The 12,986-nt window shown below is 53.8% G+C and carries 11 protein-coding genes and 1 riboswitch; of the genes, 8 read left to right on the top strand and 3 right to left on the bottom strand.

All coding sequences use genetic code 11. The features are described 5' to 3' along the window. Positions 1-197: 197 nt before the first annotated feature. Complete coding sequence (gene argE / locus ACI2I2_RS12525) at positions 198-1,349, bottom strand: acetylornithine deacetylase (RefSeq protein ID WP_404658199.1); 1,152 nt, start codon at positions 1,347-1,349, stop codon at positions 198-200. Positions 1,350-1,437: 88 nt separating this feature from the next. On the opposite strand from argE, the gene argC reads away from it, so the two are divergent. From argC to oxyR, 4 genes are all read left to right on the top strand, one after another. After that, entirely contained in the window at positions 1,438-2,442 is a 1,005-nt protein-coding gene (argC, locus tag ACI2I2_RS12520; protein ID WP_330984259.1) for an N-acetyl-gamma-glutamyl-phosphate reductase, read from the top strand. A gap of 15 nt (positions 2,443-2,457) precedes the next feature. Beyond that, entirely contained in the window at positions 2,458-3,234 is a 777-nt protein-coding gene (gene argB, locus ACI2I2_RS12515; RefSeq protein ID WP_330984260.1) for an acetylglutamate kinase, read from the top strand. 126 nt (positions 3,235-3,360) lie between these two features. Beyond that, entirely contained in the window at positions 3,361-4,734 is a 1,374-nt protein-coding gene (gene argH, locus ACI2I2_RS12510) for an argininosuccinate lyase (RefSeq protein ID WP_404658198.1), read from the top strand. Between the two features lie 426 nt (positions 4,735-5,160). Next, complete coding sequence (gene oxyR, locus ACI2I2_RS12505) at positions 5,161-6,078, top strand: DNA-binding transcriptional regulator OxyR (RefSeq protein ID WP_404658197.1); 918 nt, start codon at positions 5,161-5,163, stop codon at positions 6,076-6,078. Here the strand turns inward: oxyR and sthA are convergent. Further along, on the bottom strand, positions 6,061-7,461 hold the full coding sequence (sthA, locus tag ACI2I2_RS12500; RefSeq protein ID WP_404658196.1) for a Si-specific NAD(P)(+) transhydrogenase: 1,401 nt from the start codon (positions 7,459-7,461) through the stop codon (positions 6,061-6,063). The two genes, oxyR and sthA, sit on opposite strands and share 18 nt — an antisense overlap. Positions 7,462-7,658: 197 nt before the next feature. On the opposite strand from sthA, the gene fabR reads away from it, so the two are divergent. Beyond that, entirely contained in the window at positions 7,659-8,291 is a 633-nt protein-coding gene (fabR, locus tag ACI2I2_RS12495; protein WP_330984264.1) for an HTH-type transcriptional repressor FabR, read from the top strand. A 15-nt stretch (positions 8,292-8,306) separates the two neighbouring features. Further along, entirely contained in the window at positions 8,307-8,666 is a 360-nt protein-coding gene (locus ACI2I2_RS12490; RefSeq protein WP_404658195.1) for a YijD family membrane protein, read from the top strand. Between the two features lie 51 nt (positions 8,667-8,717). Here ACI2I2_RS12490 and trmA read toward each other — a convergent pair whose 3' ends face one another. Continuing rightward, positions 8,718-9,818: a tRNA (uridine(54)-C5)-methyltransferase TrmA gene (gene trmA, locus ACI2I2_RS12485; protein WP_404658194.1), complete on the bottom strand. Its 1,101-nt coding sequence runs from the start codon at positions 9,816-9,818 to the stop codon at positions 8,718-8,720. 115 nt (positions 9,819-9,933) lie between these two features. Then, a riboswitch (cobalamin riboswitch) is annotated at positions 9,934-10,128 on the top strand. 65 nt (positions 10,129-10,193) lie between these two features. Here trmA and btuB point away from each other — a divergent pair. Further along, entirely contained in the window at positions 10,194-12,029 is a 1,836-nt protein-coding gene (gene btuB, locus ACI2I2_RS12480) for a TonB-dependent vitamin B12 receptor BtuB (RefSeq protein ID WP_404658193.1), read from the top strand. After that, complete coding sequence (murI, locus tag ACI2I2_RS12475) at positions 11,974-12,840, top strand: glutamate racemase (protein ID WP_404658192.1); 867 nt, start codon at positions 11,974-11,976, stop codon at positions 12,838-12,840. Before btuB ends, murI begins: the two co-directional genes overlap by 56 nt. Positions 12,841-12,986: the final 146 nt, after the last annotated feature.

Genomic DNA, 12,986 nt, shown 5'->3' with positions numbered 1-12,986 from the left:
GCTGCGAAATCGGTTCAGCAAACGAATAAATGCCCGTAATTTGCCAAATTTAACTCAGCGCGAGTGAGATAAGCGTTGCTTATGAAAATGTGAATGAGATCACTTATGCCGGGCGGCACTTCGTTTGCCCGGCCTACAAGGGGAAAAGGGGGAGCAGGCCCGGTAAGCTTTGCGCCACCGGGCATTATTTTGTCAAATCAGTGCCAGCAAAAATGCTGCACAACTTGAGTGATCAGCTCGCGGGTCGGTTTGATAAAGCGCGTTTCGAGATATTCATCCGGCTGATGCGCCTGATTGATAGAGCCAGGCCCCAACACCAGCGTTGGGCACAGCGTCTGAATATACGGCGCTTCGGTGCAGTAGTTCACGACTTCGGTTTTTGTGCCGAGCAGTTTTTCCACCACCTGAACCAGTTGATGATCCGGCGGGCAGGCATAACCCGGAATCGGCGGATGCAGCTCAGAAACGGTCAGGCGGCCCGGCCATTTTTCACTGACCGGAGCCAGCGTTTCCGTCAGCAGGCCGTTGAGATCGTCGAGCGTCATCCCCGGCAGCGGGCGAATGTCCATGTGCAATTCGCAGCAGGCGCAAATTCGGTTGGACGCATCGCCGCCGTGAATGGCTCCCAGGTTCAGCGTTGGATACGGCACAGCAAACGCATCGTAGTGATAGCGCTCTTTTAGCGAATCGCGCAATTGCATAATTCGCCCAATTGCATCGTGCATCAGCTCAATGGCGTTCACGCCACGATCGGGATCGCTGGAGTGGCCAGATTGGCCTAACACGCGGATTGCATTGGAAATATGGCCTTTGTGCGCACGCACGGGCTGCAGTGATGTCGGTTCGCCGATAATGGCGCAGTCCGGGCGCAGCGTGGTGGATTCAGAGAAATAACGTGCGCCAGCCATGCTGGTCTCTTCATCGGCGGTCGCCAGAATGTAGAGCGGCTTTTTCAGCTGTGTCACGTCAACATCACGCAGGGCATCAAGAATGAAGGCGAAGAAGCCTTTCATGTCGGCGGTACCCAGGCCGTAGAGCTTGTTGTCGTGCTCGGTCAGGGTAAACGGGTCGCGCGTCCAGCGGCCGTCGTCGAACGGGACGGTGTCGGTGTGGCCTGTCAGCAATAATCCGCCTGCGCCGGTTCCCGTGCTGGCTAGCATATTGAATTTGTGGCGAGTGCCGGGCACCGGTTGGATCTCAACGTTGAAGCCGAGCGTGGAGAACCAATCCGCCAGCAGATTGATTAAACCTTCATTACTTTGGTCGAGGGATTCCTCGGTGGCGCTGATGGACGGTGTGGCGATCAATGCGCGGTAAATCTCGATAAATGGCGGTAAATTGTTTTTCATTGTTGACACACCTCAGGTCATGATAGTATCAATATTCATGCAGTATTAGTGAATAAAAATACATTATCGTTGAGCATAAAGGAACCCGATGTTGAATACGCTGATTGTAGGCGCAAGCGGTTATGCAGGCGCTGAGCTGGTGAGTTACGTAAATCGTCATCCGCACATGAACATAACCGCTTTGACGGTCTCAGCGCAAAGCAATGATGCCGGAAAGTTAATCTCCGACCTGCATCCGCAGCTGAAAGGCATTGTCGATTTGCCGCTTCAGCCGATGTCCGATATTCGTGAATTCAGCGCGGGCGTCGATGTGGTGTTCCTCGCAACGGCCCATGAAGTGAGCCACGATTTAGCGCCGCAGTTCCTTGATGCTGGCTGCGTGGTGTTCGACCTCTCCGGCGCGTTCCGCGTCAACGATGCTGAGTTTTATCAAAAATATTACGGTTTCACTCACCAGCACCCACAGCTGCTGGAACAGGCAGTTTACGGCCTGGCGGAGTGGAGCGGCGATAACATCAAAGAAGCGAATCTGATTGCGGTGCCAGGGTGTTACCCAACGGCGGCGCAGCTTTCCCTGAAACCGTTGATCGACGCCGGGCTGTTAGATCTTTCCCAATGGCCGGTGATCAACGCCACCAGTGGTGTCAGCGGTGCAGGGCGTAAAGCGGCCATTTCCAATAGCTTCTGTGAAGTGAGTTTGCAGCCGTATGGCGTGTTCAATCACCGCCACCATCCAGAAATTACCACTCACCTTGGCGCAGAGGTGATTTTCACTCCGCACCTGGGTAACTTTAAACGCGGTATTCTGGAAACGATCACCTGCCGTCTGAAAGCGGGAGTGACCCGTGAGCAGGTAGCAGACGTTTTCCAGCAAGCCTATGCCAGCAAGCCTCTGGTCCGTCTTTACGACAACGGCGTTCCGGCCCTGAAAAATGTGGTGGGTCTGCCGTTCTGCGATATCGGCTTTGCCGTTCAGGGCGAACACCTGATCGTTGTTGCTGCAGAAGACAATCTGCTGAAAGGCGCAGCGGCACAGGCGATACAGTGTGCGAACATTCGTTTTGGCTTTGCCGAAACCCAGTCTCTTCTTTAACGAATAACAGGCGCGATGATGAATCCATTAATTATCAAACTCGGTGGTGTACTGCTTGACAGCGAAGAAGCGCTGGAGCGTCTGTTTACTGCGCTGGTGAACTACCGCGCTGAGCACAAGCGCCCGCTGGTGATTGTTCACGGTGGCGGCTGCGTGGTGGATGAGCTGATGAAAGGGCTCAATCTGCCGGTGAAAAAGAAAAATGGCCTGCGTGTTACGCCTGCCGATCAGATTGACATCATTACCGGTGCGCTGGCGGGAACAGCCAACAAAACGCTGTTGGCGTGGGCGAAGAAGCACCATATTGCGTCTGTCGGTTTGTATCTCGGCGACGGTGACAGCGTGAAAGTTTCCCAGCTCGACGAAGAACTGGGTCACGTTGGGTTGGCGCAGCCGGGTTCACCAACCCTGATTAACACTCTGCTGGAAGGCGGCTTCCTGCCAGTGGTGAGTTCTATCGGCGTGACCGAAGAAGGCCAGCTGATGAACGTGAACGCCGATCAGGCGGCTACCGCGCTGGCAGCAACGCTGGGTGCCGATTTGATTCTGCTTTCCGACGTCAGCGGCATTCTGGATGGAAAAGGCCAGCGCATTGCGGAGATGACTGCGGCGAAAGCCGAACAGCTTATCGACCAGGGCATCATCACCGACGGCATGATTGTGAAAGTGAATGCGGCGCTAGATGCGGCACGTACGCTGGGCCGCCCGGTTGATATCGCCTCGTGGCGTCATGCCGAGCAGTTGCCGTCGCTGTTTAACGGTACGCCGATTGGCACGCGTATTCTGGCTTAATATTTCATGCCCGGCGGCGCATCGCTTGCCGGGCCTTCAAAGACGATGATGTTATTACGGTAAACACCGTAGGCCGGATAAGCGTAGCGCCATTCGGCAAAAAACAGATTAATAAGGATGGATGTTATGGCACTTTGGGGCGGGCGTTTTACTCAGGCAGCAGATCAGCGGTTCAAACAGTTCAACGACTCTTTGCGCTTTGACTATCGCCTGGCGGAGCAGGATATCGTTGGCTCTGTTGCCTGGTCCAAAGCACTGGTGACTGTCGGCGTGCTGACCAGCAATGAGCAGCAGCAGCTTGAAGAAGCGTTGAATGTGCTGCTGGAAGAGGTGCGGGCGAATCCGCAACAAATCCTCGAAAGCGATGCCGAAGACATTCACAGCTGGGTGGAAGGCAAGCTTATCGACAAAGTTGGCCAGTTAGGCAAGAAACTCCACACCGGCCGTAGCCGTAACGATCAGGTCGCGACCGATCTCAAACTGTGGTGTAAAGACACCATCACCGAACTGCTCAGCGTCACTCGTCAATTACAGGGCGCTTTGGTTGAGACGGCGCAGAACAATCAGGACGCAGTGATGCCGGGTTATACCCATCTTCAGCGTGCACAGCCTGTGACGTTTGCGCACTGGAGCCTGGCGTATGTTGAGATGCTGGCGCGTGATGAAAGCCGTTTGCAGGATACCTTAAGACGCCTTGATGTCAGCCCGCTGGGCAGCGGCGCATTGGCAGGAACGGCTTATGAGATTGATCGCGATGAGCTGGCTGGCTGGTTAGGGTTTGCGTCTGCGACTCGTAACAGCCTCGATAGCGTATCCGACCGTGACCACGTGCTGGAACTGTTATCGAATGCATCCATCGGAATGGTTCACCTTTCACGCTTCGCCGAAGATTTGATTTTCTTCAACTCGGGTGAAGCAGGCTTTGTTGAGCTTTCTGATCGTGTCACGTCTGGCTCTTCCCTGATGCCGCAGAAGAAAAATCCAGATGCACTGGAACTGATTCGTGGCAAATGCGGCCGTGTGCAAGGCGCACTGACGGGCATGATGATGACCCTGAAAGGCTTGCCGCTGGCGTACAACAAAGATATGCAGGAAGACAAAGAAGGCCTGTTCGACGCGCTGGATACCTGGCTCGACTGCCTGCATATGGCGGCGTTGGTGCTCGATGGCATTCAGGTTAAACGCCCACGCTGCCAGGAAGCGGCGCAGCAGGGTTATGCAAACTCTACAGAGTTGGCTGATTACCTGGTCGCGAAAGGCGTGCCGTTCCGTGAAGCGCACCATATCGTCGGTGAAGCGGTGGTGGAAGCTATTCGTCAGGGTAAACCCCTGGAAGACTTGCCACTTTCCGACCTGCAGAAGTTCAGCGCAGTGATTGGCGATGATGTTTATCCGATTCTGGCGCTGCAATCGTGCCTGGATAAGCGTGCGGCGAAAGGTGGCGTATCGCCGAAGCAGGTGGCTCAGGCGATTTCGGATGCGAAAGAACGTCTGGGTTAAGTTTCCTGCGGCGTGATGCCCTCTCCCCCGGCCCCTCTCCCACAGGGCGAGGGGAGAAAACCAGGCTCCATTCTATTCCCTTTCCCATCTGGCTAGGGGAGAAAACCAGGCTCCATTCTATTCCCTCTCCCTGAGGGAGAGGGTTAGGGAGAGGGGGAACCCACGACTCCGCTCTTAAAAATTCACGCTCGGCTTATCGCCGGGCTTTTTTATGCAAAAAAAAGCGGACCACGGGGTCCGCAAAGTTCACGTTGGCTTTCGTTATTCATATCAGAGAGAGCTCTGAACGGGGTCGGTGGCTTCAAGGGTTAATGAGGTACCGCCTCGTTTATGTGCGCTATTATTGACCAGAAAGCTTGATAGGGATAATCGTTCGTTGCTATGCTATCTATCGCCATGAACTATCGTGGCGACGGAGGATGAATAATGAATATTCGTGATCTTGAATACCTGGTAGCGTTAGCTGAGCATCGTCATTTTCGCCGTGCGGCGGACTCCTGCCACGTCAGCCAGCCGACGTTAAGTGGGCAGATCCGCAAGCTGGAAGATGAGCTTGGCGTGATGCTGCTGGAGCGCACCAGCCGTAAAGTGCTGTTCACCCAGGCCGGTTTGCTGCTGGTGGATCAGGCGAGGACGGTGCTGCGTGAGGTCAAAGTGCTCAAGGAGATGGCAAGTCAGCAGGGCGAAACCATGTCCGGGCCGCTGCATATTGGCCTGATCCCGACCGTTGGCCCTTATCTGCTGCCGCACATCATTCCGATGTTGCATCAGGCCTTCCCAAAACTCGAAATGTATCTGCATGAAGCGCAGACGCACCAGCTGCTGGCGCAACTCGACAGCGGCAAACTCGATTGTGCGATTCTCGCGCTGGTCAAAGAGAGCGAAGCCTTTATTGAGGTGCCGCTGTTTGATGAGCCGATGATGCTGGCCATCTACGCCGACCATCCATGGGCCAACCGCGACGTGGTACCGATGGCTGATTTAGCCGGTGAAAAATTGCTGATGCTGGAAGATGGGCACTGCTTACGCGATCAGGCGATGGGTTTTTGCTTTGAAGCGGGTGCTGATGAAGATACCCACTTCCGCGCAACCAGCCTGGAAACGCTGCGCAATATGGTGGCTGCAGGCAGTGGTATCACGCTGTTACCTGCTCTGGCTGTTCCACCAGAGCGTAAACGCGATGGTGTGGTTTACCTGCCGTGCATTAAACCTGAGCCTCGTCGTACTGTCGGCCTGGTCTACCGTCCGGGTTCACCGCTGCGCAGCCGCTATGAGCAGCTGGCAGAGGCCATCCGTACACAGATGGATGGCCATTTCGATAAGCCGTTAAAACAGGCGGTTTAAGCCATTTAGCGCCGCTACCCGATAGGCTTCCGCCATGGTCGGGTAGTTAAAGGTGGTGTTAACGAAGTACTCGATGGTGTTACCGCCACCTTTCTGCTCCATTATCGCCTGGCCGATGTGAATAATTTCGGCCGCGCGCTCACCAAAGCAGTGAATGCCGAGGATCTCTTTCGTTTCCCGATGGAACAGGATTTTCAAGGTTCCTACGTTCATCCCCACGATTTGTGCTCGCGCCAGGTGCTTAAATTGCGCCCGACCGACTTCATACGGCACTTTCATCGCCGTCAGCTGCTGCTCGGTTTTACCAACAGAGCTGATTTCCGGAATGGTGTAGATCCCGGTTGGAATATCTTCAATCAGGTGCGCTGTTGCTTCCCCTTTCACCATCGCTTGCGCGGCGATACGACCTTGATCATAGGCCGCTGAAGCCAGGCTCGGGTAACCGATAACGTCGCCCACCGCATAGATATGCGGGATGGCTGTCTGGTACATGCTGTTGACTTTCAGCTGACCGCGGCTGTCGGTTTGCAGGCCGATGTTTTCCAGCGCCAGAGAGTCGGTGTTACCGGTACGACCGTTGGCATACAGCAGGCAGTCGGCTTTGAGCTTCTTCCCGGATTTCAGGTGCATGATGACGCCGTCATCGCAGCCTTCAATTTTCTCATACTCTTCGTTATGGCGAATCACGACGCCGCTATTCCAGAAGTGGTACGAGAGGGAGTCTGACATTTCCTGATCGAGGAATGCCAGCAGGCGATCGCGGGTGTTGATCAGGTCGACCTTGACCTCCATGCCGCGGAAGATCGACGCATACTCGCAACCAATCACCCCCGCACCATAGATGATCACATGGCGTGGTTCGTGGTGCAGGCTGAGAATAGAATCGCTGTCATAAATGCGCGGGTGTGAGAAATCGACATCGTCCGGGCGATACGGGCGAGAGCCGCAGGCGATAACGAATTTCTCTGCTGTCAGCGTTTCGACAGACCCGTCGTGACATTCCAGCGCGATAGTGTGTTCGTCAACAAAGTGAGCGTCACCCTGAAGAATTTCGCAGTGGTTGCGCTCGTAGAACCCTTGTCGCATCCGCGTCTGCTGGTTAATCACGCTGTCGGCATGATTGAGAATATCGGCAAAAGAGGAACGAAGAAGTCGGGAATGGTCGCTGTAGAGAGGGTTCTGGTTGAATTCAATAATGCGGCTGACGGCATGACGGAGCGCTTTCGACGGGATAGTCCCCCAGTGGGTACAACCGCCGCCGACGTTATGATAACGCTCAATAACGGCGACACGGGCTCCTTGCTTCACCAGCCCCATTGCGGCACCTTCGCCGCCCGGGCCAGAACCAATTACTATTGCATCATAATCGTAGGTGTGTGGCATGGTAAGGCTTACCTGTTCTTATACATAAAAGCAACAGAATACTAACATCATTGCCGGGATAACCCAATTATCGTTGTGCTTTTTTCCGGCATCAAAGCACAAACCGCGCGTAAACAATCATTCACAAAGCACCTCAAACAGATTAGTTTTAATCTCTGGTATAGTGCCAGCAACGCAGAGGGAAGGATTCAGACATCGTGATGGGCGTAAGAGCGCAACAAAAAGAAAAGACCCGGCGTTCGCTGGTGGAAGCCGCATTCAGCCAGTTGAGCGGGGAAAGAAGTTTTGCCAGCCTTAGCCTGCGTGAAGTGGCGCGCGAGGCGGGTATTGCGCCAACCTCTTTTTATCGCCATTTCCGCGATGTGGATGAACTCGGGCTGACCATGGTGGACGAAAGCGGGTTGATGCTGCGCCAGCTGATGCGTCAGGCACGCCAACGTATCGCTAAAGGCGGCAGCGTTATCCGTACCTCTGTGTCCACCTTTATGGAGTTTATCGGCAATAATCCGAACGCCTTTCGTTTATTGCTGCGTGAACGTTCCGGCACCTCTGCGGCGTTTCGTGCCGCGGTGGCGCGTGAAATTCAGCACTTTATTGCGGAACTTGCTGACTATCTGGAAATCGAAAACCATATGCCGCGCGCCTTTACTGAGGCACAAGCCGAAGCGATGGTGACCATTGTTTTCAGTGCGGGCGCGGAGGCACTGGATGTCGGCCCTGAGCAACGCCGACAATTAGAAGAGCGACTGGTATTGCAACTGAGGATGATCTCCAAAGGCGCGTATTACTGGTATCGCCGTGAACAAGAAAAGACACATCATTCTGAATAACGTGAAGGACAAGCAATGAAACAGACAGGTCAAGACAGAGGTACGTTGTTGCTGGCGCTGATCGCTGGTTTATCCATTAACGGAACATTCGCTGCACTTTTCAGTTCTATCGTGCCGTTTTCCGTCTTCCCCCTTATCGCACTGGTGCTGACGGTGTATTGCCTGCATCAACGTTATCAAAATCGCACCATGCCCGTTGGCCTGCCCGGACTTGCCGCCGCCTGTTTCATTCTGGGGGTGTTGGTGTACAGCACTGTCGTGCGGGCAGAGTATCCGGATATCGGCTCTAACTTCTTCCCGGCAGTACTGTCGGTGGTGATGGTGTTCTGGATTGCTTTCAAGATGCGCAATCGCAAAGCGGAAATCGCGGAATAATTTGTGGCTTGTCGGGCAGGTGGCGCTTCGCTTACCTGCCCGACAAATACATCATTTTTTCGTCAGCCAGACCCCACACTCCATATGATGGGTGTAAGGGAACTGATCAAATAACGCCAGACGTTCTACCTTGTGGGTTTGACCTAACGTTTCCAGATTCTTGCAGAGTGTTTCCGGATTGCAGGAGATATAAAGGATGCGTGGGTAGGCCTGCACCATCTTCTCGGTTTCGCTGTCCAGCCCGCTGCGCGGCGGATCAACGAAAATCGTCTCACATTGATAGCTCTTCAAATCAATGCCCTGCAAGCGGTTGAAATCGCGCACACCGTTCATCGCCTGAGTAAACTCTTCCGCTGACATGCGGATGATTTGCACGTTATCGATGTGGTTGGCGGCAATGTTGTACTGCGCCGCGGCGACAGACGGTTTGGCAATTTCTGTCGCCAGGACGCGATCAAAGTTTCGCGCCAGCGCCAGCGAGAAGTTGCCGTTGCCGCAGTACAGTTCCAGCAAATCACCTTTCGAGTTTTGCGTCGCATCCAGTGCCCATTCGAGCATCTGAATGTTCATCGCGGCATTCGGTTGGGTGAAGCTGTTTTCCACTTGACGATAAATCATCTCACGACCGCCAACCGGCAGGCGTTCATCAATATAGTCCTGATCCAGCGCGATTTTGGTTTTCGTCGCACGGCCAATCAGATGCACATTCAGGTTGGCGGCACGCAGGGCATCACGCAGTGTAGTGGCCGCTTCCTGCCATTCCTCATCCAGCTTCTTATGATAAAGCAGAGAGACAATCGCCTGATTACTCATGGTGGTCAGGTAATCAATCTGGAACAGCTTATGACGCAGCGTTTTCTCTGCTTTTACGCCGTCCAGTACCGCTTTCATTAATGCATTGATTAACTCACTGGCCGCCGGGAAGGTATTGACGCGAATACGCTGCTTCGTCTCTTGATCAAAAATGATGTGATAGAGATCGTCTCCGTCGTGCCACATGCGGAACTCGGCGCGCATACGGTAATGGCTCACAGGCGAGCGGAACACCTCCGGAACGGGTGCGTTATGGGGCGCCATCATACTTTGCAGGCGGACGACTTTCTCCGCCAGTTGGGCCTCGTACTGTTCTGTCGGCAGGTGTTCGGGGGTCATGATGCTTCCTGAAAGAGATGAATAACGCGGGGATTGTAGGGAATGCTCAGAGGATGTCCAGCCTTGATGTTTTCCGAAACGAAGCGGGACTTCCTCGACATGAGCATGTTACTGAATGTAGCATCCTGTTTCCGGTCTTGTGAGTTAAAAGGGAATCCAGTGCAAATCTGGAGCTGACGCGCAGCGGTAAAGTAAGGCGAAATGAGAGCGCAAGCAGACACTGCCTTTGGCGGGAAGTCTTCATTTCATTACCCCGATTTTGTTCGGGGGCCTTCTAGCCCGAAGACCTGCCGGAGTACGTCGCAACGGATCTTCATCATCGCGAACTACTGATGAAGCCAGCGGCATCCTTCTTATTTATTGGATGCTTTAACAATGATTAAAAAAGCTTCGCTGCTGACGGCGCTCTCCGTCACAGCATTTTCTGGCTGGGCGCAGGACAGCAGCTCAGACACGATGGTCGTTACGGCAAATCGTTTTCAACAGCCTGTTAATACCGTTCTGGCGCCAGTGAGTGTCGTTACCCGTCAGGATATCGATCGCTGGCAGTCTCAATCTCTGACGGACGTCATGCGTCGGCTGCCGGGTGTGGATATCGCGCAAAGCGGCGGTATGGGTCAGCTCTCCTCTGTTTTCATTCGCGGTACCAACTCCAGCCATGTGCTGATTTTGGTGGATGGTATTCGCCTGAACCAGGCTGGTGTTAGTGGATCGTCAGATTTGAGCCAGTTCCCTATTAGCCTGGTACAGCGTATCGAATATGTTCGTGGACCCCGCTCTGCGGTGTATGGCTCCGATGCTATCGGTGGTGTAATCAACATTATTACTACCCGTGAGAAAGATGGCACCACGCTGAATGCGGGCGTGGGCTCGAACGGCTATCAGGATTACAACGCCAGCACGCAGCAAAAGATCGGCGACAATACACGTGTTACGCTCTCCGGGGACTACACCTATTCCAAAGGCTATGATGTGGTAGCGGATGGCAATAACGGCGGTGTCGCCCAGCCTGATCGCGACGGCTTCATGAGCAAAACGCTGTATGGCGCGCTGGAACATAGCTTCTCCGATGAATGGAGCGCGTTTGTTCGTGGGTATGGCTATGACAACCGCACTGCATATGACGGTTACTCCAGCCCTTATTCCACAGTGGATACCCGTCAGCTCTATAGCCAGACCTGGGATGCAGGTGTTCGTTTCAACAATGACATCTTCCATTCGCAGCTGCTTTCCAGCTACAGCCACAGCAAAGACTATAACTACGATCCGAATCTGGGGCGTTATGACTCAACGGCGACCCTCGATGAGGTCCAGCAGTACAACCTGCAGTGGGCTAACTCTGTCGATATTGGTCATGGCAACATCGGCGCGGGCGTTGACTGGCAGAAGCAAAGCACCGAGCCAGGGACAAGCTACGTTACCAATGGCTATGACTTGCGTAACACCGGCATTTATTTGACTGGCCTGCAGCAATTGGGTGATTTCACCTTCGAAGGTGCAGCCCGCGGCGATGATAACTCTCAGTTTGGTACTCATGGTACCTGGCAGGGCAGTGCGGCCTGGGAGTTTGTTGAAGGCTACCGCTTCGTTGCTTCCTATGGCACCGCGTTCAAAGCGCCTAATCTTGGTCAGCTTTATGGCTTCTACGGCAACGAAGATCTTGATCCAGAAGAGAGCAAGCAGTGGGAAGGTGCTTTTGAAGGCCTGACTGCTGGTGTGAACTGGCGCCTGTCGGGCTACCGTAATGATGTGGATAACCTCATCGATTACGACAGCCATCTGCAGAAATACTACAACGTAGGCAAAGCGCGTATGAAGGGTGTTGAAGCCTCTGCATCGTTCGATACTGGCCCGTTGGCGCATACTGTGAGTTATGACTACCTGGATGCTCGTGACGCTCAGACCAATGAACTGTTATTGCGTCGCGCCAAACAGCAGGTGAAGTATCAGCTCGACTGGCAGGTGTATGACTTCGACTGGGGCCTGACTTACCACTACCTCGGTTCTCGCTATGATACTGACTTCAACACTTATCAGACGGTGAAAATGGGCGGCGTCAGCCTGTGGGATGTGGCGGTTTCATATCCGATCACCTCTAACCTTACAGTTCGTGGTAAAATCGCTAATCTGTTCGATAAAGATTACGAGACAGTTTATGGCTACGAAACTGCAGGACGGGAATACACCTTGTCTGGCAGCTACACCTTCTGATCCACGTCCCACCGTCCTGGTGTTTGATTCCGGGGTCGGTGGGTTGTCGGTTTATGATGAGATTCGGCACCTGCTGCCGGATCTCCATTACATCTACGCTTTCGACAATGTCGCCTTTCCTTATGGAGAGAAGACTGAAGCTTTCATTGTTGAGCGTGTCCTTGAGATTGTGACGGCGGTTCAGGCACGTTATCCACTGGCACTTGCCGTGATTGCCTGTAACACTGCAAGCACCGTTTCACTTCCTGCATTACGCGAAAAGTTTGCCTTCCCGGTTGTGGGCGTTGTGCCAGCAATAAAACCCGCGGCACGTTTAACCGCCAATGGCATAGTTGGGCTACTGGCGACGCGCGGAACGGTTAAGCGTCCTTATACGCATGAGCTGATTGAGCGCTTTGCTAACGAATGCCAGATAGAAATGCTGGGTTCTGCTGAGCTGGTGGTATTGGCCGAAGCGAAATTGCACGGTGAGCCGGTGCCGCTTGATGAACTCCGTCGCATCCTGAAGCCGTGGCTGAGAATGCCAGAGCCGCCAGACACTGTTGTGCTGGGTTGCACTCATTTTCCTCTATTACAAGAGGAGCTGCTTGAAGTGTTACCAGAAGGAACCCGGCTGGTGGATTCTGGGGCTGCGATCGCACGACGCACAGCATGGCTTCTTGAACATGAAGCGCCAGACGCTAAGTCCTCAGAGTCGAATATTGCCTTTTGTATGGCGCAGACGGCAGAAACTGAACAACTTTTCCCCGTTTTGCAGCGTTATGGCTTCGAAAGGCTCGAAAAGCTGGCTGTTTACCAGGCATTTGAATAAAAAAGAGACGGTTGAAATTTTTTTTGCAAACAGCTCTTGTCAACGTCTCAGAACTCCCTATAATGCGCCTCCACTGACACGGAACAACGGCAAGCAAGCCGCCGGGTCAGCAGGGTTTCTCCGGAAATTCTGACAGAGAAAAGCGA

Source organism: Scandinavium sp. NPDC088450 (genome assembly GCF_044900545.1).
GTDB lineage: Bacteria > Pseudomonadota > Gammaproteobacteria > Enterobacterales > Enterobacteriaceae > Scandinavium.
Note: the sequence above shows the minus strand (reverse complement) of the source record. Positions and strands in the feature narration are given on the sequence as shown.

Excerpts from the sequence above, each read along its gene's own strand:
- argE (WP_404658199.1), bottom strand. The coding sequence starts at position 1,349 with ATGAAAAACAATTTACCGCCATTTATCGAGATTTACCGCGCATTGATC.
- argC (WP_330984259.1), top strand. The coding sequence starts at position 1,438 with ATGTTGAATACGCTGATTGTAGGCGCAAGCGGTTATGCAGGCGCTGAG.
- argB (WP_330984260.1), top strand. The coding sequence starts at position 2,458 with ATGATGAATCCATTAATTATCAAACTCGGTGGTGTACTGCTTGACAGC.
- argH (WP_404658198.1), top strand. The coding sequence starts at position 3,361 with ATGGCACTTTGGGGCGGGCGTTTTACTCAGGCAGCAGATCAGCGGTTC.
- oxyR (WP_404658197.1), top strand. The coding sequence starts at position 5,161 with ATGAATATTCGTGATCTTGAATACCTGGTAGCGTTAGCTGAGCATCGT.
- sthA (WP_404658196.1), bottom strand. The coding sequence starts at position 7,461 with ATGCCACACACCTACGATTATGATGCAATAGTAATTGGTTCTGGCCCG.
- ACI2I2_RS12490 (WP_404658195.1), top strand. The coding sequence starts at position 8,307 with ATGAAACAGACAGGTCAAGACAGAGGTACGTTGTTGCTGGCGCTGATC.
- trmA (WP_404658194.1), bottom strand. The coding sequence starts at position 9,818 with ATGACCCCCGAACACCTGCCGACAGAACAGTACGAGGCCCAACTGGCG.
- btuB (WP_404658193.1), top strand. The coding sequence starts at position 10,194 with ATGATTAAAAAAGCTTCGCTGCTGACGGCGCTCTCCGTCACAGCATTT.
- murI (WP_404658192.1), top strand. The coding sequence starts at position 11,974 with ATGGCTACGAAACTGCAGGACGGGAATACACCTTGTCTGGCAGCTACA.